Annotated in this window: 26 protein-coding genes and 2 pseudogenes; 20 read left to right on the forward strand and 8 right to left on the reverse strand. The window is 69.9% G+C overall.

The genetic code is table 11. From position 1 onward, the window contains the following. Window positions 1–8: 8 nt before the first annotated feature. The 3 genes from A9W96_RS10035 to A9W96_RS10045 are packed head-to-tail and all read left to right on the forward strand — an operon-like array spanning window position 9 to window position 1,791. The gene (locus A9W96_RS10035; protein ID WP_067139405.1) at window positions 9–434 is read left to right on the forward strand and encodes a hypothetical protein; all 426 of its coding nucleotides are present in this window, start codon (window positions 9–11) and stop codon (window positions 432–434) included. A 50-nt stretch (window positions 435–484) separates the two neighbouring features. After that, the gene (locus A9W96_RS10040; RefSeq protein WP_066866090.1) at window positions 485–829 is read left to right on the forward strand and encodes a cupin domain-containing protein; all 345 of its coding nucleotides are present in this window, start codon (window positions 485–487) and stop codon (window positions 827–829) included. Between the two features lie 5 nt (window positions 830–834). Beyond that, complete coding sequence (locus tag A9W96_RS10045; protein ID WP_067139408.1) at window positions 835–1,791, forward strand: nitronate monooxygenase family protein; 957 nt, start codon at window positions 835–837, stop codon at window positions 1,789–1,791. Here A9W96_RS10045 and A9W96_RS10050 read toward each other — a convergent pair. Then, complete coding sequence (locus A9W96_RS10050) at window positions 1,772–2,470, reverse strand: metalloregulator ArsR/SmtB family transcription factor (RefSeq protein ID WP_067139411.1); 699 nt, start codon at window positions 2,468–2,470, stop codon at window positions 1,772–1,774. The two genes, A9W96_RS10045 and A9W96_RS10050, sit on opposite strands and share 20 nt — an antisense overlap. 91 nt (window positions 2,471–2,561) lie before the next feature. On the opposite strand from A9W96_RS10050, the gene A9W96_RS10055 reads away from it, so the two are divergent. Continuing rightward, on the forward strand, window positions 2,562–3,017 hold the full coding sequence (locus A9W96_RS10055; protein ID WP_067024659.1) for a DoxX family membrane protein: 456 nt from the start codon (window positions 2,562–2,564) through the stop codon (window positions 3,015–3,017). A 3-nt stretch (window positions 3,018–3,020) separates the two neighbouring features. Here A9W96_RS10055 and A9W96_RS10060 read toward each other — a convergent pair whose 3' ends face one another. Continuing rightward, window positions 3,021–3,521 (reverse strand): DUF1990 family protein, encoded by a 501-nt coding sequence (locus A9W96_RS10060; RefSeq protein ID WP_067139432.1) that lies wholly within the window; start codon window positions 3,519–3,521, stop codon window positions 3,021–3,023. Window positions 3,522–3,579: 58 nt separating this feature from the next. On the opposite strand from A9W96_RS10060, the gene A9W96_RS10065 reads away from it, so the two are divergent. The 13 genes and pseudogenes from A9W96_RS10065 to A9W96_RS10120 all read left to right on the forward strand — a co-directional run bounded on the left by A9W96_RS10065 (window position 3,580) and on the right by A9W96_RS10120 (window position 15,056). Further along, a complete protein-coding gene (locus A9W96_RS10065) occupies window positions 3,580–4,464 on the forward strand; it encodes an aldo/keto reductase (RefSeq protein WP_231999645.1) in 885 nt (294 codons plus the stop codon). 36 nt (window positions 4,465–4,500) lie between these two features. Next, window positions 4,501–5,127, forward strand: a complete 627-nt coding sequence (locus A9W96_RS10070; protein ID WP_066882176.1) for a PaaI family thioesterase — start codon at window positions 4,501–4,503, stop codon at window positions 5,125–5,127. A gap of 68 nt (window positions 5,128–5,195) precedes the next feature. Next, window positions 5,196–7,262 (forward strand): threonine--tRNA ligase, encoded by a 2,067-nt coding sequence (thrS, locus tag A9W96_RS10075; RefSeq protein WP_067139414.1) that lies wholly within the window; start codon window positions 5,196–5,198, stop codon window positions 7,260–7,262. Window positions 7,263–7,264: 2 nt separating this feature from the next. Then, a complete protein-coding gene (locus A9W96_RS10080) occupies window positions 7,265–7,849 on the forward strand; it encodes an HIT domain-containing protein (protein ID WP_066863818.1) in 585 nt (194 codons plus the stop codon). After that, a pseudogene (locus tag A9W96_RS33280) lies at window positions 7,846–7,945 on the forward strand (hypothetical protein); the annotation flags it as partial. The gene A9W96_RS10080 and the pseudogene A9W96_RS33280, both read left to right, overlap by 4 nt. Window position 7,946: 1 nt before the next feature. Beyond that, complete coding sequence (pgsA, locus tag A9W96_RS10085) at window positions 7,947–8,594, forward strand: phosphatidylinositol phosphate synthase (RefSeq protein WP_066863819.1); 648 nt, start codon at window positions 7,947–7,949, stop codon at window positions 8,592–8,594. A gap of 44 nt (window positions 8,595–8,638) precedes the next feature. Beyond that, window positions 8,639–9,577, forward strand: coding sequence for a phosphatidylinositol mannoside acyltransferase (locus tag A9W96_RS10090; protein WP_156765188.1), 939 nt, complete (start codon window positions 8,639–8,641; stop codon window positions 9,575–9,577). After that, the gene (locus A9W96_RS10095; RefSeq protein ID WP_067139420.1) at window positions 9,577–10,701 is read left to right on the forward strand and encodes a glycosyltransferase family 4 protein; all 1,125 of its coding nucleotides are present in this window, start codon (window positions 9,577–9,579) and stop codon (window positions 10,699–10,701) included. The genes A9W96_RS10090 and A9W96_RS10095 overlap by 1 nt, the downstream gene beginning before the upstream one ends. Beyond that, window positions 10,701–11,726, forward strand: coding sequence for an NUDIX domain-containing protein (locus tag A9W96_RS10100; RefSeq protein WP_067139423.1), 1,026 nt, complete (start codon window positions 10,701–10,703; stop codon window positions 11,724–11,726). The genes A9W96_RS10095 and A9W96_RS10100 overlap by 1 nt, the downstream gene beginning before the upstream one ends. A 69-nt stretch (window positions 11,727–11,795) precedes the next feature. Next, window positions 11,796–12,707 (forward strand): pyridoxal 5'-phosphate synthase lyase subunit PdxS, encoded by a 912-nt coding sequence (gene pdxS / locus A9W96_RS10105; RefSeq protein WP_066863831.1) that lies wholly within the window; start codon window positions 11,796–11,798, stop codon window positions 12,705–12,707. Window positions 12,708–12,716: 9 nt separating this feature from the next. After that, on the forward strand, window positions 12,717–13,556 hold the full coding sequence (gene tesB / locus A9W96_RS10110; RefSeq protein ID WP_066882166.1) for an acyl-CoA thioesterase II: 840 nt from the start codon (window positions 12,717–12,719) through the stop codon (window positions 13,554–13,556). 7 nt (window positions 13,557–13,563) lie between these two features. Beyond that, window positions 13,564–14,163 (forward strand): pyridoxal 5'-phosphate synthase glutaminase subunit PdxT, encoded by a 600-nt coding sequence (gene pdxT, locus A9W96_RS10115; RefSeq protein WP_066863837.1) that lies wholly within the window; start codon window positions 13,564–13,566, stop codon window positions 14,161–14,163. Between the two features lie 137 nt (window positions 14,164–14,300). Next, a complete protein-coding gene (locus A9W96_RS10120; protein ID WP_066863840.1) occupies window positions 14,301–15,056 on the forward strand; it encodes a YebC/PmpR family DNA-binding transcriptional regulator in 756 nt (251 codons plus the stop codon). Between the two features lie 10 nt (window positions 15,057–15,066). Here the strand turns inward: A9W96_RS10120 and A9W96_RS10125 are convergent, their stop codons facing one another. The 6 genes from A9W96_RS10125 to A9W96_RS10150 all read right to left on the reverse strand — a co-directional run bounded on the left by A9W96_RS10125 (window position 15,067) and on the right by A9W96_RS10150 (window position 19,242). After that, a complete protein-coding gene (locus tag A9W96_RS10125) occupies window positions 15,067–15,531 on the reverse strand; it encodes an RICIN domain-containing protein (protein WP_066863843.1) in 465 nt (154 codons plus the stop codon). A 76-nt stretch (window positions 15,532–15,607) separates the two neighbouring features. Beyond that, window positions 15,608–17,209: a polyamine aminopropyltransferase gene (locus A9W96_RS10130; protein WP_067139426.1), complete on the reverse strand. Its 1,602-nt coding sequence runs from the start codon at window positions 17,207–17,209 to the stop codon at window positions 15,608–15,610. Then, window positions 17,206–17,661, reverse strand: coding sequence for a DUF350 domain-containing protein (locus A9W96_RS10135; protein ID WP_066863848.1), 456 nt, complete (start codon window positions 17,659–17,661; stop codon window positions 17,206–17,208). Before A9W96_RS10135 ends, A9W96_RS10130 begins: the two co-directional genes overlap by 4 nt. 26 nt (window positions 17,662–17,687) lie before the next feature. Next, complete coding sequence (locus tag A9W96_RS10140) at window positions 17,688–18,119, reverse strand: DUF4247 domain-containing protein (RefSeq protein WP_066863880.1); 432 nt, start codon at window positions 18,117–18,119, stop codon at window positions 17,688–17,690. Next, entirely contained in the window at window positions 18,116–18,613 is a 498-nt protein-coding gene (locus tag A9W96_RS10145) for a DUF2617 family protein (RefSeq protein ID WP_066863850.1), read from the reverse strand. The genes A9W96_RS10140 and A9W96_RS10145 overlap by 4 nt, the downstream gene beginning before the upstream one ends. Before the next feature lie 17 nt (window positions 18,614–18,630). Next, entirely contained in the window at window positions 18,631–19,242 is a 612-nt protein-coding gene (locus tag A9W96_RS10150) for a DUF4178 domain-containing protein (protein WP_066863852.1), read from the reverse strand. 179 nt (window positions 19,243–19,421) lie between these two features. Here A9W96_RS10150 and ruvC point away from each other — a divergent pair, with 179 nt between their 5' ends. The 3 genes and pseudogenes from ruvC to A9W96_RS10165 all read left to right on the forward strand — a co-directional run. Next, window positions 19,422–19,988 carry a crossover junction endodeoxyribonuclease RuvC gene (gene ruvC / locus A9W96_RS10155; RefSeq protein WP_066882161.1) on the forward strand — a complete coding sequence of 189 codons (567 nt, stop codon included), beginning with the start codon at window positions 19,422–19,424 and terminating at the stop codon, window positions 19,986–19,988. After that, a complete protein-coding gene (ruvA, locus tag A9W96_RS10160; protein ID WP_067139429.1) occupies window positions 19,985–20,587 on the forward strand; it encodes a Holliday junction branch migration protein RuvA in 603 nt (200 codons plus the stop codon). The genes ruvC and ruvA overlap by 4 nt, the downstream gene beginning before the upstream one ends. Next, window positions 20,584–20,830: pseudogene (locus A9W96_RS10165) on the forward strand (Holliday junction branch migration DNA helicase RuvB); the annotation flags it as partial. The gene ruvA and the pseudogene A9W96_RS10165, both read left to right, overlap by 4 nt.

The raw sequence follows: 20,830 nt of genomic DNA on the forward strand, positions 1-20,830 counted from the left end.
GCGGCCAAATGACCACCGGCGCAGCGTTTGCCGTCGCGCTGACCTTCGTCTGGCTCGGCATGGTGCTGGCCATCTCGTTCCTGGAAGCCCCGCTGAAATTTCGGGCGCCCAATGTGACGCTGCAGATCGGACTGAGCATCGGGCGGTTGATCTTTCGGGCGCTGAACACCGTCGAGGTGGCCTTCGCCCTGGTCATCGGGGCCATCGTGGTGGCCGGTCCCACCCGGGCGGGCGTCACGGTGGCCGTCGCCGTCGCGGTCGCCGCCCTGGCGATCCAGCTGGTCGTGGTGCGTCCGGCGCTGACCCGTCGTGCGGACAGGGTGCTCGCCGGATCGGACGGACCGCGCTCGCGCGCCCACTACTTCTACGTCGCGCTGGAGGCGGTCAAGGTGGTCGCCCTCGTGGTGGCGGGGATACTGCTACTGAGCGGCTAACTGCCCACCGACGAGGCCCCAGGCGGCCTTGCAAAGTTCGAAGGACCGACATGGATTCCATCTCGCTGACCGACCTCTCGGCCGAAAAGATCGCCGAGGCCAAGCAATCGCACAGCGGACGCGCCGCCCACACCATCCACGGCGGTCACAGCCACGAGCTTCGCCAGACCGTGCTGGCCCTGCTGGCCGGCCACGACCTGTCCGAACACGATAGCCCCGGCGAGGCGACCCTGCAGGTGCTGCAGGGCCACGTGCGGCTGACCACCAGCGGCGACGCCTGGGACGGCAAGGCCGGCGAATACGTCGCGATTCCGGCCGAACGGCACGCCCTGCACGCGGTCGAGGATTCGGTGGTCCTGCTGACCGTGCTGAAGACCATTCCGTCGGCGCACTAGCCCCGATGTTGTCGACGCCCTGGTCAACGAGCTTCGGACTGCGGGTCCCCATCGTCAACGCCCCGATGGGCGGCGTCGCGGGCGGCCGCCTGGCCGCGGCGGTGACGGCCGCCGGCGGCCTCGGCATGGTCGGCATGGGCAGCGTCGCGACCCGAGAGCTACTGGCCGAGCAGCTCCAGCACGTCCAGGGCAGATTCGGCATCGGCATGGTCGACTGGGTGATGCGCAACGAGGCCGGGCTGCTCGAGGACGCGCTGGCCGCCCGGCCCGCGCTGCTGTCGATCAGCTTCGGCACCGAATGGTCGTGGGTCGCCAAGGCGCATGACGCCGGGATCCCCACGGTCACACAGGTTTACGACAGCGACGGGGCGCGCCGGGCCGTCGACGCCGGCGTCGACATCCTGGTCGCGCGCGGGTCCGAGGGCGGCGGACATGGCGAGGACAAGCTGGGCTTGCTGCCGCTGCTGGACGCGGTGCTGGACGCCGTCTCGGTGCCGGTGCTGGCCGGCGGCGGTGTCGCCTCGGCGCGCAGCCTGGCCGCGGTGCTGGCCGCCGGCGCCAGCGGGGCGTGGGTGGGTACCCGGTTGTCGGCGTGTCCGGAGGCGTTGACCGGCGACACGGGCCGTCGGGCGCTGGTCACGGCCACCGAGACCGACACCGCCGTCACGCGGGTCTTCGACGTCGCCAAGGGCCTGCCCTGGCCCGCACGCTTCCCGTCGCGGGTGTTGGCCAACGACTTCGTCGAGCACTGGACGGGCCACGAGGAGGCGCTGGACGCGGGCGCCTGCGATGAGCTGGCCGCCGCGATCGCCGCCGGCGATTGCCGGATCGCGCCGGTGGATGCCGGTCAGGGCGTGGGGATGATCCGCGACGACGCGTCGGTGGCCGACGTCATCGACGAGATGTGTACCGGGGCCGAGGAATTGCTGTCCCGCTGGGGGCCTACCGGCGGGCGGGCCTGAGCACGACGCAACAGCGGTCCGGGCCGGGACAGAGCCGGGCGTCGGGGCCGTGCGGTGCGAGCGCGTCGGCCACGCCGGTGAGCAGCGCGTGGTTCATGTTGCAGGCCAGCTCCGTCTGCTCCTGGGCCAGCGCGTGGAAGGGGCAATTGGCGAGCTCGACCTCGTCGTCGGATAACCGCGGCTCGTAGCCGTACCGGCCGAGCAGGCTGACCGCGCGCCGCAGCGCGGTCGCGGCGTCGGCGGGCGGTCGCTTGCCGGCGCCGATCGAGTGGCCGTACTCGCGGGCGACGCGGTTGAGCACCTCGGTGACCGGCTCCCCGGTACCGGCCGAGCGGGCGATGGCCGTCGCCATCAGGCGCCCGGCCAGCTCGTATTCGCGCTGCGGAAGGCTGACCGCGATGTCGCGGCGCGCCCGCCGATACAGCTTGGAGGTCCGTCCGGCGCCGGGCCCGGAGCGGCCGGTGCGGCGCGCGAACTCGGTTTCCAGCAGACCCTCGGCGGTGAGCCGGTCCAGGTGAAACTTGGCCTGATGGTGGGGGATTCCCACCGCGTCGGCCGCCTGGTCGCGGCTCACGAGCCCTGGTTGGGCGCACACGAACTGATAGAGCCGGCGGCGCACCGGGTCGGCGAGCGCGCCGATACCAGCGGCGTCGCGCTCCAGGGCGTCCGCGTCGTCCATCGACCACCCTTTACTAACAGACAAAATGCTTGACGCTACAGTCTACCCAATCTAACGTTCAAAATATTATCCGTTAGAAATGGAGGTCGCCATGAGCACCAACCACGTCAGCACCACCAACGCCCTGGCCGATCAGCTGCGGGATCCGGCCTACTCGGCATACTTCGCGCTGCGCGCCGTATTCACGGTCGCGCCCATCGTTTTCGGCCTGGACAAGTTCTTCAACCTGCTGACGCACCCGCATCGCTGGAGCATGTACCTGGCCGGATGGATCGACGATCTGGTGCCCGGCACCGCCGATCAGTGCATGTACCTGGTGGGGGTCATCGAGATCGTGGCCGGGCTGCTGGTCGCGGTGGCCCCGCGGCTCGGCGCCTGGGTGGTCGCGGCGTGGCTGGCCGGCATCATCATCGACCTGGTCAGCGGGCCCGGCTTCTACGACGTCGCGCTGCGCGACTTCGGTCTGCTCGTCGGCGCAATCGCGCTGGCCCGGCTGGCGCAGGGCGTGCACACGGGCGCCATCGGGGGTGCCGTCACCACCCGATGACGGTCACACCGCCCGCAGGTAGCGCCTGGCGATGAGGCGCTGACCGACCTTCACCACCGGCCCGCCGGCCTTGCTCCACCAGGTCGCGGGCCGGGAGAAGGCCGACACCTCCGCGTACACCGCCGAGGTGGCCGGGTCGCGCCGCACCACGAAGCGTTCCTCGCCGGACTCCGGATGGCCCGGCAGGGTGCCGTAGCCGAACCCGCGGATGTCGGGTTCGTCGACGACGTAGACGACGCGGCAGGGTGCCGGCACAAAGCCGAGCTTCACCACCACCACCGCGTCGACGACGGCGATCTCGGAGCTGGCCTGCACGCGCAACCCGGACCCGCGCTGCATGCCCCAGCGCATGACGGCGGCCGCGGCCTGCTCGAAACGCTGCTGGCCCGTGCCGATTTGGCGCTCGACGTGTTGATGGTCGTAGCCGGCGGGCAGATCGCCGCTCGCGGTCGCCCCCACTTCGGGGTAGGTCAGGGGTAGTTCCTCGAGCGCGCGCAGGTCCACGTGCTCAGCTTGCCACGCCGGGATGCGCGGTGGCATTCGGCGCGTACGGTCTAAAGGTGTGACCGCAGAAAACACGAAAACTGTTGCAGGGGCGTCCGGAACATTCACCTTCGGCGGTGACCTGACCGTCAACCGACTCGGCTTCGGCGCCATGCGCCTGACGGCCAAGGGCGTGTGGGGCCCGCCCGACGACCGCGACGAGTGCGTCCGGGTGCTGCGGCGGGCCGTCGAACTCGGGGTGAACTTCATCGACACCGCCGACTCCTACGGCCCGTACTACTCCGAGGAGATCATCCGCGAGGCGCTACACCCCTACGACGGCCTGGTGATCGCGACCAAGGCGGGGCTGCTGCGCACGGGCCCCGACGTCTGGATTCCGTTGGGCAACCCGAGTTACCTGCGCCAGGAATGCGAGATGAGCCTGCGCCGGCTGGGCGTCGACACCATCGACCTGTTCCAGCTGCACCGCATCGATGCGAACTTCCCGCTGGAAGACCAGGTGGGCGAGCTGCTCACCCTGAAGAACGAAGGCAAGATCCGCCACATCGGCCTGTCCGAGATCGACGTCGACCAGCTGAAGACCGCCCTGCGCATCACCGAGATCGTGTCGGTGCAGAACATGTACAACCTGACGGCCCGCAGCGCCGAGCCGCTGCTCGACGAGGCGACCAAACAGGGCATCGGGTTCATCCCGTGGTTCCCGCTGGCGGCCGGGCCGCTGGCGGCCGCCGACGGCCCGCTACAGCGCATCGCCGCCGACCACGACGCCTCGCCGTCACAGTTGGCGCTGGCTTGGCTGCTGAAACGCTCGTCGGTGATGGTGCCGATCCCGGGGACGTCCAAGGTCGCGCACCTCGAGGAGAACGTCGCCGCCGCCGAGATCGAGCTGTCCGACGACGAATTCGAGACGTTGTCGGCGGCCGGCGCCCAGCAGCCGGCCTAACCACCGCGCGAAAGCCCGCCGGCCGGGCAATACGGTGTGGTGGTGGCCGAACACCAGCGACACCCCGGCGGCGGGTTCAATCCGCCGGAACCGACGACCAAGGGCGGGCCCGACTACGGCAGGTTCATCGACGCCGTGCGCTCGTTGCAGGATCACGCCCGGGCCGCCGACGCGCCCGACGAGGTGATCACCGAGGCGGCCGACCTGCTGGAGAAGGTGTCGGCGCTGCTGGCCCCGTACGACGCCGACGAATGGGCGTCCCCGTCGGGCCGGCGGATGGACCTGCCGATGCGCGGCAACATCCTGACCATCCCGATGTCGGCGCACAGAGGCGACGACGGCCGCGTCCACGGCCAGGCCCGCTTCGCCCGGTTCCACCTGGGCCGCAATGGCGCCGTGCACGGCGGCGCGCTGGGCATGCTGTTCGACTCGGTCCTCGGGTTGTCGGCCTCGGTGCTGACCGGCAACCCGCGCCAGCGCACCGCCTACCTCAAGATCGACTACCGCCACATCGTCCCGATCGAAAAGGAACTGCAGTTCGACGCGGGCGTCGATCGGGTGGACGGGCGCAAGATCTTCGTGTCGGGCCGGCTGACCGACGGCGATCGATTGCTGACCGAAGCCGAAGCGCTGTTCGTGCGGCTCAAACCTGGCCAGCCCTGAGCGGGGTCGGCCCCGATAGCATTGCAGCGATCGACGCCTCACACGACCAACCTTGGAGAACCAGCCTCATGAGCGCCCCCGCCAACCACGTCCCGCTTGCCCCTATCCGGGTGCCCGCCGGGACCACCGCGGCCGCCGCGGTCGGCGAAGCCGGGTTGCCGAGGCGCGGCACGCCCGATGCCGTCGTGGTGGTGCGCGACGACTCGGGAAAGCTGCGCGACCTGAGCTGGACGCCCGACGTCGACGCCGAGGTGGTCCCGGTGGCCGCCAACACCGACGAGGGCCGCAGCGTCATCCGGCATTCGGCGGCACACGTACTGGCCCAAGCCGTCCAGGAGCTGTTCCCGCAAGCCAAGCTTGGGATCGGGCCGCCGATCACCGACGGCTTCTACTACGACTTCGACGTGCCGGAGCCGTTCACACCGGAAGATCTGGCCAAGCTGGAAAAGCGGATGCGCCAGATCGTCAAAGAGGGCCAGCTGTTCGAGCGGCGGGTGTACGAGTCCAAGGACCAGGCGCGCACCGAGCTGGCCAACGAGCCGTACAAGCTCGAACTCGTCGACGACAAGTCCGGCGACCCCGAAATAATGGAGGTCGGCCCCCCTGGTTCCAATGACGAACTCACCGCCTATGACAACCTCAATCCCCGTACCCGGCAACGGGTTTGGGGTGACCTGTGCCGGGGTCCGCACATCCCGACGACCAAGCACATCCCTGCGTTCAAGCTGACCCGAAGCTCGGCCGCCTACTGGCGCGGCGACCAGAGCAACGCCAGTCTGCAACGCATCTACGGCACCGCCTGGGAGTCACAGGAGGCGCTGGACGCCTACCTCGAGCTGATCGAAGAGGCCCAGCGCCGCGACCACCGCAGGCTGGGCGTCGAGCTGGACCTGTTCAGCTTCCCCGACGAAATCGGTTCCGGCCTGGCGGTTTTCCACCCCAAGGGCGGCATCATCCGTCACGAGCTGGAGGAGTACTCGCGGCGCAAGCACATCGAGGCCGGTTACGAGTTCGTCAACACCCCGCACATCACTAAGGAGCAGCTGTATATCACGTCGGGCCACCTCGAGTGGTACGCCGACGGCATGTACCCGCCGATGCACCTCGACGCGGAGTTCAACGCGGACGGCACGGTGCGCAAGCCCGGGCAGGACTACTACCTCAAGCCGATGAACTGCCCGATGCACCACCTGATCTACCGGTCGCGCGGCCGCTCGTACCGCGAGCTTCCGTTGCGGCTCTTCGAATTCGGCAGCGTGTACCGCTACGAGAAGTCGGGCGTGGTACATGGCCTGACCCGGGTGCGCGGCATGACCCAGGACGACGCCCACATCTACTGCACGCGCGAGCAGATGCGCGACGAGCTGACCTCGCTGCTGCGCTTCGTGCTCGACCTGCTGGCCGACTACGGGCTCAACGACTTCTACCTGGAACTGTCCACCAAGGACCCGGAGAAGTACTCGGGCTCCGACGAGATGTGGGACGAGGCCACCGAAGTCCTGCGCGAGGTCGCCGTGGCGTCCGGGTTGCATTTCGTTCCCGACCCCGGTGGCGCGGCGTTCTACGGCCCGAAGATCTCGGTGCAGGTCAAGGACGCGTTGGGCCGCAGCTGGCAGATGTCGACCATCCAGCTCGACTTCAACATGCCCGACCGATTCGAGCTGGAATACACCGCGTCCGACGGGTCGCGGCAGCGGCCGGTGCTGATCCACCGCGCGCTGTTCGGATCGATCGAGCGATTCTTCGGCATCCTCACCGAGCACTACGCGGGGGCGTTCCCGGCGTGGCTGGCGCCGGTGCAGGTGGTGGGCATACCGGTCGCCGACGACCACGTGGAATACCTGGAAAGCATTGCCGCACAGTTGAAATCGCACGGTGTGCGGATCGAGGTCGACGCCAGCGACGACCGGATGGCCAAGAAGATCGTCAACCACACCAATCAGAAGGTCCCGTTCATGTTGCTGGCCGGCGACCGCGACGTCGAGGCCGGCGCCGTCAGCTTCCGGTTCGGGGACCGCACCCAGATCAACGGCGTGCCCCGCGACAGCGCGGTCGACGCGATCGTGAAGTGGATCGCCGATCGCGAGAATTCCGTGCCCACAGCCGAACTCGTGAAAGTGTCAAGTGGTGAGTGACTGTGAGTGATCGCCAACCCGCCGAGCAGGGCACCGATGACACCATCCTGGACAGGGGTGTCGGCGAGCAAGACCACCTGCAGCGGCTGTGGACGCCGTACCGGATGACCTACCTGGCCGAGGCGCCGCTGAAGCGCGACCCCAACTCGTCGAGCAAGAGCGAGCAGCCGTTCACCGACATTCCGCACCTCGCCGACGAAGACGGTCTGGTGGTCGCCCGCGGCGAACTCGTCTACGCCGTGCTCAACCTGTACCCGTACAACCCCGGCCACCTGATGGTGGTGCCCTATCGGCGGGTCTCCGAACTCGAGGATCTGACCGACCCGGAAAGCGCGGAGCTGATGTCCTTCATTCAGAAGGCGATTCGCGTCATCAAGAACGTGTCCCGGCCGCACGGTTTCAACGTCGGCCTGAACCTGGGGACGTCGGCGGGTGGCTCGCTGGCCGAACACCTGCACGTGCACGTGGTGCCGCGCTGGGGTGGCGACGCGAATTTCATCACCATCATCGGCGGGTCCAAGGTGATCCCGCAATTGCTGCGCGAGACGCGTCAACTGCTGGCCACGGAGTGGACGAAACAACCATGAGCTGCGCCGGCGACGATGCAGCGGGGGTACCACCCGCTTGCGGGGGACGAAGCGATGAGGCGGGGGCGCCTCCCGCTTGCGGGGGAGAGCGGCGCGCATGAGTAGAGTGCCGTTCCTGTCGCGGGCGGCGTTCGCGCGGCTGACCACTCCGACCGCACGGGCATGCCTGCGGCTGGGATTGACCCCCGACGTCGTCACCGTCCTGGGCACCATCGTCGCGGTGGCCGGGGCGCTGATCCTGTTCCCGATGGGCAAGCTGTTCATCGGCACGCTGGTGGTCTGGTTCTTCGTCCTCTTCGACATGCTCGACGGGGCGATGGCCCGGGAACGCGGCGGCGGCACCCGATTCGGCGCGGTGCTGGACGCCACCTGCGACCGGGTCAGCGACGGCGCGGTGTTCTGCGGGCTGCTGTGGTGGATCGTCTTCGGCCTGCACGACAAGCTGCTGGCGGTGGCGACGCTGATCTGCCTGGTCACCTCGCAGGTGATTTCCTACATCAAGGCCCGCGCGGAAGCCAGCGGGCTGCGCGGCGACGGCGGCCTGATCGAACGGCCGGAGCGGCTGATCATCGTGCTGGTCGGCGCGGGCGTGTCGGACTTTCCCTACGTCGCCTGGCCGCCCGCGCTGCCGGTCGCGATGTGGGTGCTGGCGCTGGCCAGCCTGCTCACCTGCGCGCAGCGGCTGCACGCGGTGCGCACCTCGCCGGGGGCGACCGACCGGCTGGTCGGATCGGACGGCCCGTGATTCCCACTCCGCCGGGCATGAAAACGCTTGGGGCGCAACGTCGGATGGCCCGCCAGCTGGCCAGCCGGACGGTGGGCCGCCTGACCGGCGGGATGGGCGCCGACTGGGCGTACGCCTCGGGGTGGATGGCGGTGCGGGCGATGCCGGAGTTCGCCGCGCGCAACGCCTTTGAGGCCGGGGCGCGCTATGCCGCGCGCGGCGGCGGCCCCGACCAGCTGCGCAAGAACCTGGCCCGCGTCATTGCTGTGCCGCCCGAGGAGGTGCCGGACTCGCTGATGCGGGCCTCGCTGGCCTCCTACGCCCGCTACTGGCGCGAGGCGTTCCGGTTGCCGGGCATGGACCTGGTTGCGGTGGGCCGCGCGCTGCACGACTCGGTGCTGGGGCGAGAGAACATCGAGGCGGCGCTGGCCAGCGGCCGCGGCGCGGTGATCGCCTTGCCGCACAGCGGCAACTGGGACATGGCCGGGGTATGGCTGGCGCAGACCCACGGCACCTTCACCACCGTCGCCGAGCGCCTCAAACCCGAGTCGCTCTATCGGCGCTTCATCGCCTACCGCGAGGGCCTCGGCTTCGAGGTGCTGCCGCTGTCCGGGGGAGAGCGGCCGGCGTTCGACGTGTTGTGCGATCGGCTGCGGGCCAACCGGGTGGTGTGCCTGATGGCCGAGCGCGACCTGACCCGCACCGGCGTGCAGGTCGACTTCTTCGGTGAGCCCACCCGGATGCCGGCCGGGCCGGCGAAGCTCGCGATCGCGACCGGCGCGGCCCTGCTGCCGGCGCACTGCTGGTTCGAGGACCGGGGCTGGGGCGTCGACATACAGTCGCCGCTGGATTGCACCGGCGGCGACGTCGGCGCCATCACCCAGGTGTTGGCCGATCATTTCGCCAAGAACATCGCCGCCCGTCCCGAGGACTGGCACATGATGCAGCCGCAGTGGCTGGCCGACCTCCCGGAAGCCAAGCAGGCCCGGCTAAAGGACACCTGATGCGGATCGGGATGGTCTGCCCCTACTCGTTCGACGTTCCGGGCGGGGTGCAGTCGCACGTCCTGCAACTGGCCGAGGTGATGCGCGCCCGGGGCCATGACGTCAGCGTGCTCGCGCCGTCCTCGCCGCACGCCGCGCTGCCCGACTACGTCGTCTCGGCCGGCAAGGCCGTCCCGATTCCTTACAACGGGTCCGTGGCCCGGCTGCGGTTCGGGCCGGCCACCCACCGCAAGGTCAAAAAGTGGCTCGCCGAAGGCGAATTCGACGTGCTGCACCTGCACGAGCCGAACGCACCGAGCCTGTCCATGCTGGCCCTCAACATCGCCGAGGGCCCGATCGTGGCGACGTTTCACACGTCGACCACCAAATCGCTGACGCTGACGGTGTTTCAGGGCATCCTGCGTCCGATGCACGAGAAGATCGTCGGCCGGATCGCGGTCTCCGACCTGGCGCGACGCTGGCAGATGGAGGCGCTGGGCACCGACGCGGTGGAGATCCCCAACGGCGTCGACGTCGCCTCGTTCGCCTCCGCCCCGCCCCTGGACGGCTACCCGCGCGCCGGCAAGACCGTGCTGTTCCTGGGCCGCTACGACGAACCGCGCAAGGGCATGTCGGTGCTGCTCGAGGCGCTGCCCGGGCTGGTCGAGCGGTTCGATGACGTGCAGCTGCTGGTCGTCGGCCGCGGCGACGAGGACCAATTGCGCGTCGCGGCAGGCGAATTCGTCGACCGGATCCGCTTTCTGGGCCAGGTCGACGATGCCGGGAAGGCCTCGGCCATGCGCAGCGCGGACGTGTATTGCGCGCCCAACCTCGGCGGGGAGAGCTTCGGCATCGTCCTCGTCGAGGCGCTGGCCGCCGGGACGCCGGTGGTGGCCAGCGACCTGGACGCCTTCCGGCGCGTGCTGGCCAACGGTGACGTGGGCTGCCTGGTGCCCGTCGGCGACAGCGACGCGCTTGCCGATGCGGTGATCGCGGTGCTGGAGGATGATGTGCTGCGGGAACGATATGTGGCGGCCGGTTCGGCAGCTGTCCAGCGCTACGACTGGTCAGTGGTCGCCAGCCAGATCATGCGGGTGTACGAGACGGTCGCCGCGTCAGGCGCCAAGGTTGAGGTGGCCAGTTGATGACATGGCTGATTGTCGCCATCGCGGTCTTCGTCGCGGTGCTGGCGGTCGTCGGCGCCTGGGCCTACCGGACCGCCAACCGGCTGGACCGGCTGCACGTCCGCTACGACCTGTCCTGGCAGGCACTCGACGGCGCGCTGGCCCGGCGCGCGGTGGTGTCGCGCGCGGTCGCCATCGACGCCTACGGCGGCGCGTCCGAAGGGCGACGGCTGGCGGCGCTGGCCGACGCCGCCGAAGGCGCGCCCCGGCCCGCGCGGGAGAACGCCGAGAACGAGCTGTCGGCCGCGCTGGCCGTCGTCGATCCGGCGTCGCTGCCGGCCGGGCTGATCGCCGAGCTGGCCGACGCCGAGGCCCGGGTGGTGCTGGCCCGCCGCTTCCACAACGACGCGGTCCGCGACACCCTGGCCCTGGCCGAACGGCCCCTGGTGCGGCTCTTTCACCTGGGCGGCACCGCGGCGCTGCCGAGCTATTTCGAGATCGTCGAGCGACCACACGCGCTGGCCCACGGCGATCACGGCGTCCTCAACCACCGCACCTCGGCGCGCGTCGTGCTGCTCGACGAGACCGGCGCGGTGCTGCTGCTGTGCGGGTCGGACCCCGCGCTGGCCGAGCGGCACGCGCCGAAATGGTGGTTCACGGTGGGCGGCGAAGTTCAGCAAGGGGAGCGGCTGGCCGAGGCCGCCGCGCGGGAGCTGGCCGAGGAAACCGGCCTGCGGGTCGCGCCGGCCGAGATGATCGGGCCGGTCTGGCGCCGCGACGAGGTCTTCGAGTTCAACGGCTCGCTGATCGACAGCGAGGAGTTCTACTTCGTCTACCGCACCCGGCGGTTCGAGCCGTCGCGCACCGGACGAACCGAGCTGGAACGCAGCTACATCCACGGCCACCGCTGGTGTGACGCTGCTGACATCGCGCAGCTGGTGGCGGCGGGGGAGACGGTGTATCCCATGCAGCTATCCGGACTGCTCATCGACGCGGCCGCGCTGGCCGGCGGCCGCGCGCCGGGCCCGCTGCTGTCCATCCGCTGACTCCGCGTGGTGAACGCGGCCAAAGCGCCTCATTAGACTGGGTCGACAACGGTTGAAGGAGATCAAGCAGTGAGTACCGCCCACCCCCCGAACGGCAACGGGCGAACCGGGACGGCGCGCGTCAAGCGCGGCATGGCCGAGATGCTCAAGGGCGGCGTCATCATGGACGTCGTCACCCCCGAGCAGGCCAAGATCGCCGAGGCCGCCGGCGCCGTCGCCGTCATGGCGCTGGAACGGGTGCCCGCCGACATCCGCGCGCAGGGCGGGGTGTCGCGGATGAGCGACCCGGACATGATCGAGGGCATCATCGCCGCGGTGACCATCCCGGTGATGGCCAAGGCCCGCATCGGCCACTTCGTCGAGGCGCAGATCCTGCAGAGCCTCGGCGTGGACTACGTCGACGAGTCCGAGGTGCTCACCCCGGCCGACTACACCCACCACATCGACAAGTGGAAGTTCACCGTGCCGTTCGTGTGCGGGGCGACCAACCTCGGTGAGGCGCTACGGCGCATCAGCGAGGGCGCGGCCATGATCCGCTCCAAGGGCGAGGCCGGCACCGGCGACGTCTCCAACGCGACCACGCACATGCGGGCCATCGGCGGCGAGATCCGCCGCCTGACATCGCTGTCCGAAGACGAATTGTTCGTGGCCGCAAAGGAATTGCAGGCCCCCTACGACCTGGTCGTGGAGGTGGCCCGGGCGGGCAAGCTGCCGGTGACGCTGTTCACCGCGGGCGGCATCGCCACCCCGGCGGATGCGGCGATGATGATGCAGCTCGGCGCCGAGGGCGTGTTCGTGGGCTCGGGCATCTTCAAGTCCGGTGACCCCGCCGCGCGCGCTGCCGCGATCGTCAAGGCGACCACGTTCTACGACGACCCCGACGTGCTGGCCAAGGTGTCGCGCGGGTTGGGCGAGGCGATGGTCGGCATCAACGTCGAACAGATCGCGGAGCCGCACCGGCTGGCCGAACGCGGCTGGTAAAACTTCTCCGTGGCGATCGAAGAGATTCTTGATCTCGAGCAACTCGAGGTCAACATCTACCGGGGCAGCATCTTCAGCCCAGAGTCGGGATTTTTGCAGCGCACCTTCGGGGGGCATGTAGCCGGGCAGTCGCTGGTGTCGGCGGTGCGCACCGTCGACCCGCACTATCAGGTGCATTCGCTGCACGGGTACTTCCTGCGGCCCGGGGACGCCAAGGAGCGCACGGTCTTCATCGTCGAGCGCTCCCGCGACGGCGGGTCCTTCGCCACCCGGCGGGTGAACGCCATCCAGCACGGCGAAATCATCTTTTCCATGGGCGCCTCCTTCCATACCGACCAGGAGGGCATCCACCACCAGGACCCGATGCCGGCCGCGCCGCCGCCGGACGGGCTGCCGGGGCTGGACTCGATCAAGGTCTTCGACGACGCGGGATTCAAGCAGTTCGAGGAGTGGGACGTCTGCATCGTGCCGCGCGATCGGCTGCAGCTGTCGCCGGGCAAGGCTTCCCAGCAGCAGGTGTGGTTCCGCCATCGTGATCCGCTGCCGGACGACCCGGTGCTGCACATCTGCGCGCTGGCCTACATGAGCGACCTGACGCTGCTGGGATCGGCCCAGGTCACCCATCTCGACGTGCGCGAGCACCTGCAGGTGGCGTCGCTGGACCACGCGATGTGGTTCATGCGGGCGTTCCGGGCCGACGAGTGGCTGCTCTACGACCAGAGCTCGCCGTCGGCCAGCGGCGGCCGCTCGCTGTGCCAGGGCAAGATCTTCACCCAGTCCGGTGAGATGGTCGCGGCGGTCATGCAGGAGGGGCTGACCCGCTTCAAGCGCGGATACCAGCCGACGTGAGCGCGCCGTGACCCATCCCAGGATCGGGGTGCTGGCGCTGCAGGGCGACACCCGCGAGCACCTGGCCGCCCTGGGCGAGGCCGGCGCCGAATCGATGCCGGTGCGGCGGCGTAGCGAGCTCGAGTCGGTCGACGGGTTGGTCATCCCCGGTGGCGAATCGACCACCATGAGCCATCTGCTGGGAGATCTCGGGCTGCTGGAGCCGTTGCGGGGCCTGCTGGCCGACGGGCTGCCCGCCTACGGCGCCTGCGCCGGGATGATCCTGCTGGCCAGCGAGATTCTGGACGCCGGCGCGGGCGGGCGCGAGGCGCTACCGCTGCGGGCGATCGATATGACGGTGCGGCGCAACGCTTTTGGACGACAGGTCGACTCGTTCGAGGGTGACATCCCGTTCGCTGGGCTCGACGATCCGGTGCGCGCGGTGTTCATCCGCGCCCCCTGGGTGGAGCGCACGGGCGACGGCGTCGAGGTGCTGGCCAGCGCGGCCGGACATGGCGTCGCGGTGCGGCAAGGACGCAACCTGGCGACGGCGTTTCACCCCGAGATGACCGGCGACCGGCGCATCCACCACCTGTTCGTCGACCTCGTCACCGGAGGTGACGATTGACCGCACCGGGGCCGCCGAGCGTCACGCAGGAGTGACGTCCGGTAACGACTGCCATGCTGGCGTGACGGTCGGCGCATCGGGCGTCCACGTAGACTCGTCTGGCCACAAAAACAAGAGGACTTTCAGATAGGACAGCGATGAGCGGCCATTCCAAGTGGGCCACCACCAAGCACCAGAAGGCCGTCAAAGACGCGCGCCGGGGCAAGGAGTTCGCCCGGCTGATCAAGAACATCGAGGTCGCCGCCCGCACCGGCGGCGGTGACCCGGCGGGCAACCCGACGCTCTACGACGCCATCCAGAAGGCGAAGAAGACCTCGGTGCCCAACGACAACATCGAGCGCGCCCGCAAGCGTGGGGCGGGCGAGGAAGCCGGCGGCGCCGACTACCAGACCATCATGTACGAGGGCTACGGGCCCAACGGCGTGGCGGTGCTCATCGAGTGTCTGACCGACAACCGCAACCGGGCCGCCGGCGAGGTCCGGGTCGCGGTCACCCGCAACGGCGGCAACATGGCCGATCCCGGCTCGGTGTCCTACCTGTTCACCCGCAAGGGCGTCGTCACGCTGGAGAAGAACGGCCTGACCGAGGACGACGTGCTGACCGCGGTGCTGGACGCCGGCGCCGAGGACGTCAACGACCTCGGCGACAGCTTCGAGATCATCTCCGAGCCGACCGACCTGGTCGCGGTACGCACCGCACTACAGGACGCCGGCATCGACTACGAGTCCGCGGAGGCCAGCTTCCAGCCGTCCGTCAGCGTGCCGGTCGACGTCGAGGGCGCGCGCAAGGTGTTCAAGCTCGTCGACGCCCTGGAGGACAGTGACGACGTGCAGAACGTCTGGACGAACGTCGACCTGTCCGACGAGGTGCTGGCCGCGCTCGACGAAGAATAGGCCTGCGGCGTCAGGGTACGATATCCCACCCCTGGCCTGGATCTCCATTGCACCAGCGGGTTGACACCCAGGTCCCCGGGTCGGGGCCGCCGAGGACGGCGAGGCAACCACCCAGGACGGCCGTGATCTGGCCGTTGGGCTGCACGTTCCACCGCTGGCTGTCCCAACAGGCCACGAGGTGCGCCGCCCCCGTGCCGTCGGAATTCAGGCATTGCCCGGGAAAGGCCGCGCTCTCGAGTCGCCCGATACCGCTGAGAGTCCAACGCTGCGAGTCCGCACCGTTGCACGGGTTGACCACCACCGGGGCCAGCCATCCCGATCCCGGGCCGTCCACACAGGCATCGCCTAACCGGCTTCTCAACTGGACCGGACCATCGGCACTTGCCCCACCAGCACCGAGCATCGCGAGACCGAACACTGTGCCCAACAGCACGAGGGCCCGGCGCGCCTCGCCCACCAACCGCGGTTTCTGCATTTCGGTTCGGTCCTTTCGTTCGCGGAGACGACACGCCGGCTCAGGGTGGCCACTTTTCGCGGGCCCGACCCCGGTTTTAGTCGTAGCCGTGCCGCATGTCCTCGACGATGCGCGGATTGTCCAGGGTCGACGGCTCCACCGGCCGCGGGCCGATGTCACCGGAGAAGACGCCGGCGGCGTCGAGCACCTGCTGATTGAGGAAACGCAGCGGCGGCGCATTCGCGGGCACCCTCGGTGCGGGGGCGGCGTCGCCGCGCTGGGCCAGGGCGAATCCCCAGTCCCCGAACGTGGGCACGTGCACGTGATACGGCGTGACGGCGTAGCCGGCGGCGCGGATCGTCGACACCGTGCGCCAGTACGCCGTCGGGGTGGAGAAGGGGCTGCCCGCCTGCACCGCCATCAGCCCACCGGGCGTCAGCGCGCGGGCGATCAGCGCGTAGAACTCCGTCGAGTACAACCGGCCCAGCACCGGTGTGTCGGGGTCGGGAAGGTCGACGATGACCGCGTCGAAGCGGTCCACGTTCGGCCGGCGTAACCAGTTCATCGCGTCCTCGGTCACCACGGCCACCCGCGGGTTGTCCAACGAACCGCCGTTGGCGCTGCGCAGCGTGGTGCGCGCGATGTCGATCACCGCGGGGTCGAGCTCGACCTGCACGATCGTGGAAATGCCGGGGACACGCAGCAATTCGCGGGCCGCCAGGCCGTCTCCGCCGCCGAGCACCAGCACCGATCGCGCGCCTTGGGAAACCCCGCCGAGGGCGGGGTAGACGAGACTCTCGGTGTAGCGGTATTCGTCGCGGGTGGAGAACTGCAGCCCGCCGTCCAGATACAGCCGGGTGTCGTTGCCGCGGCGGGTCACCACGATCTCCTGATAGGCCGTGTGCCGGTAGGCGATGATCGGGTCCGCGTAAAGCCTTTGCCTGCTTGTGGTTTCGATGTCCGCCGAGCGCAACAGCAGGGTGGCCAGCAGCGCAGCGGCGGCGGCCAGCGCGCCCAGCGCCAACGCCAGCTGCCGTATCGAAACCACTTGGCGCAGAAGGAAAACCGCCACGACGGCCGCCGCGGCCAGGTTGATCATGCCGGTGGCCGCGGCGCCCCGGATCATCCCCAGTTGCGGCAGCAGCAGGAACGGCCAGACCAGCCCGCCCAGCAGCGCGCCCAGGTAGTCCGCGGCGTTGAGGTTGGCCAGCGTGCGGCCGGCATCGGCCGCCTGGTCTTCGTCGGGCCCTGTCCGGCCCCGGTGCAGCAGCGTCATCAGCAGCGGCACCTCGGCCCCGACCAGGCCGCCGATCAGCGCGGTGCCCACCGCCAGCACCCACGTCGACCCGTCCACGAACGCGAACGCCACGTACAGCGCCGCCGCCGACAGGCCGCCGACGATGCCCAGCAGCGCTTCGACGGCGATGAAGGTGATCGCGGCGTGCGCCAGCAGGGGTTTGACCACCAGGGCGCCCACGCCCAGCGCGGCGATGTAGCCCGCGACGATCAGCGACGTGGCGACGATGCCGCCGCCGTCCAGGCTCGCCGACAGCGTCAGCAGCGCGAGTTCGTAGATGATGCCGCACGCCGCGCAGGCCGCCACGGCGGCCAGCAACAGCGCCCGCCACCGCCCCGACGTCGCCGCGGGCCGCGTCGCCTCGGGCGCCCGCACCTCGCCCGCAGACCCGACCGCGCTCATGACACCGCCGCGGCGGTCACCCCTCCCACGGCGAGCAGTATCAGCGCCACCGCGAACGATCCCGGATGCAGCTCGGGCTCGTCGATGTGCTCGTGGAAACTGCCCGGGATCAGCAGGTGCATGGTCAACAGCGCGACGCCCAGCAGGATCACGCCCATCAACCCGTACACCGCCACGCCCACCAGGCCCTGGCCCAGCTGGCTGTAGCTGTTGGCGATCGCGGTGATGATCACGATCGTCAGCGCGATGTACATCGCGCCGGCGACCACCACCGCGTTGGGCCGGCGGTCGATGAACACCAGCTGGCGCAGCTTGCCCGGGGTCAGCACGTCGACCGCGTAAAACCCGACGAGCAGCACGGCCATGCCGACCGCGAAGTACAGGATGGTCGCGACCGCGCCCTTCAGCACGGGATTGAGGTCGACGGTGCCGATCTCGACGGCGAGATACATGGTGCTCTCCTTTGCGGTGGTGGGAGTCATTTGGTTCCGCCGGGGCCGCCGGGGGTGCCTCCGGCGCCACCCGATGGGGACCCGGGGGAAAACCCGGGGCCGAGGAAGATGAAGGCGCCGTGGCTGTATCCGGCGCTCAGGGGTTCGACGCGGATGCTGCACGGGTAGCCGCCGTCGGGCCCGACGATCACGATGTTGTTGCTGTAGCGCAGGTACTCGGTTTTGCCGTTGTCGGCCCGCGCGTTGGGTTCGGCATAGTCGGCGAGCGCGTCGGCCACCTGGTCGGGGGACCCGCTGCACTGGTAGCGAGTCCCGTTCACGTCGCGGGCGTATTCGTGATAGTGCCCGGCGACGTATGACCCGATGTTCTTCTGCAACAACATGATTCCGAAGATCAGGCACGCCAGGCCGGCGGCGCCCAGCACGCCGGCGATCACGAACAGGCGGTTGCGGCTCACGGGCGCCACCGGCTGGCCGTGTGGACCACCGTTCCGCCGTGCCGCCCCGGGTAGAGGTGCCAGGTCCGCCAGCGCCAGCCGGCGCCGTCGGCTTCGGCGGCCAGCACGGTCAGTGCGGCGTCGTCGCCGGGGAAGGTGCCGCCGAGCCAGCCCGCCCGGCGGGCGCACCGGGCGCGCAGGTCCCGTGCGAGCCGGCGAAAGCTCGCCTCGTCGTGGGTGTCGGTGCGCGACCGCAGGCGGTAGCCGGGCGCGTCGGTGCGCTCGGGCAGGTCGGCCCCGAGATTACGCGCGGTGCAAGAGATTTCCTCCGAGAACGCCTGCTCCACCGCGACGACGTGTGAGGCCCCGAGCACCCCGAGCAGTAGCGCCGGGCCGCCGCCGGGGTGGTCGAGCCGGCAGCTGGCCAGCGGCGCGGGCACGGGTGCGTTGAGGGCCAGCCCCAGCCGGTCGCCGGATACATCGGCCGGGGTCACGGCGAGCTGATGAAGGGGCACCGACCTGACCTTCTGCGCTACGCCGGGCTGGGTGGGGGCGCCGAATACACGGTGATCTCGCCCGGCGAGACGGACTTGCCCGTCGAGACCTCCCAGGGCATGTCCGGGGCCCAGCGCTCGAACGAGAGCAGCGCCGACTCGTCGGCGTTGGTGCAGTCGACGAACTCCATCTCGCCGCCGGCCGGCAGGCCGGTGGTGCCCTCGGTGGTATAGGAGGCGCGGCCGCGTTCGGACTCGTGGAACATCACGCCGTCGACGACGTAGGGGTCGCCGGGCCGCAGCGGCACGTCCTTGCGGGTCACCCACAGCGCGAGTTCCAGGCGCCCGTCGTCCTCCTCGACGCTGAACCAGAGCGGCTGGTCGCCGCCCTCTAGCAGGTGCTCCCACCAGACGAAGGGGCCCTCGCGGAAGGTGACCGAACCGCGCACGATGTAGTCGGTACCGCCGTAGCTGACGATGGCGCCGGGCCCGAGCTGGCGCGGCCCGAACTGGGGCATCGCGTCGGCGGCGAGCGGATCCGGGCGCCCGCCCCGCTGGGCCGGCTGCTTGGGCCGCCGCAAAGCCACCACCAACACCACGATGGACGCGATGAAGAGCACCACGGCGATCATGACCAGCAGAGATCCCACGCCAACCCCTTCGTTGCCACCTTGCTCGAGCGAACGTGGGCTAAAGCTAACAGCTTTTTCGCGGGTTCGGCGCCGTAACGTCGCGGCGGGAATCGGGGGTGGCGCCGCGTGTCCTACCCGGGCCCGTCGGCGCCGGCCGCTAGGGTATCGAACAGCTGTTCTACTAGGTGGGAGCGGGAATGCGGGTGATGGGCGTCGATCCCGGCCTGACCCGATGCGGTCTGTCGGTCGTCGAAAGCGGGCGCGGGCGCACGGTGGTGGCGCTGGACGTCGACGTGGTGCGCACCCCGTCGGACGCACCGCTGGCCGAGCGGCTGCTGCGGATCAGCGACGCCGTCGAGCATTGGCTGGCCACCCACCAACCCGACGTCGTGGCGATCGAGCGGGTGTTCTCCCAACTGAACGTGTCGACGGTGATGGGCACCGCCCAGGCCGGCGGCGTGGTCGCGCTGGCGGCCGCCAAACGCGGCATCGACGTGCACTTCCACACCCCCAGCGAGGTCAAGGCCGCGGTCACCGGCAACGGCGCGGCCGACAAGGCGCAGGTCACCGCGATGGTCACCAGAATCCTTGCGCTGCAAGCCAAACCGTCGCCTGCCGACGCCGCCGACGCGCTGGCCCTGGCAATCTGTCACTGCTGGCGGGCCCCGATGATCGCCCGGATGGCCGCGGCCGAAGCGATGGCCGCCGAGCAGCGCGAGAAATACCGCGCCAAGTTGGGCGCCAAGCTGAAGGCCGCGCGATGATCGCCTCGGTGCGGGGCGAGGTCCTCGAGGTGGCGCTCGATCACGTGGTGATCGAGGCCGTCGGCGTCGGCTACCGGGTGAACGCGACCCCGTCGACCCTGTCCACGTTGCGGGCCGGGACCCAGGCGCGGCTGATCACCGCGATGATCGTGCGCGAGGACTCGATGACGTTGTACGGCTTCACCGACACCGATACCCGCGACCTGTTCCTGACGCTGCTGTCGGTGTCCGGGGTGGGGCCCCGGCTGGCGATGGCGACGCTGGCCGTGCACGACGCCGCGGCGCTGCGTCAGGCGCTGTACGACGGCGACGTCACCGCGCTGACCCGGGTGCCCGGCATCGGCAAGCGCAGCGCCGAACGGATGGTCCTGGAACTGCGCGACAAGGTCGGCGCCGCCGGGGCGGGCGGGGGAGCGTCGCCGGGTGCGGCGCTCAACGGCCACGCGGTCCGCGGGCCGGTGGTGGAGGCGTTGGTGGGGCTCGGGTTCGCCGTCAAGCAGGCCGAGGAAGCCACTGACAAGGTGCTGGCCGCCGAGCACGACGCCACCACGTCGGGCGCCCTGCGCGCCGCCCTGTCGTTGCTGGGCAAGGCTCGATGAGTCCGCACGACGTCGGCGACGACTACGCGGACCGGGAGGTCTCCGGCGCGCTGGCGTCCGGCGAGGGCGACATCGACGTCAGCCTGCGGCCGCGCTCGCTGCGCGAGTTCATCGGCCAGCCGCGGGTGCGCGAACAGTTGCAGCTGGTCATCGAGGGCGCCAAAAACCGGGGCGGCACACCGGATCACATCCTGTTGTCCGGGCCGCCGGGGCTGGGCAAGACGTCGCTGGCGATGATCATCG

Source organism: Mycobacterium sp. 1245852.3 (assembly GCF_001669335.1).
Taxonomy (GTDB): domain Bacteria; phylum Actinomycetota; class Actinomycetes; order Mycobacteriales; family Mycobacteriaceae; genus Mycobacterium; species Mycobacterium europaeum_A.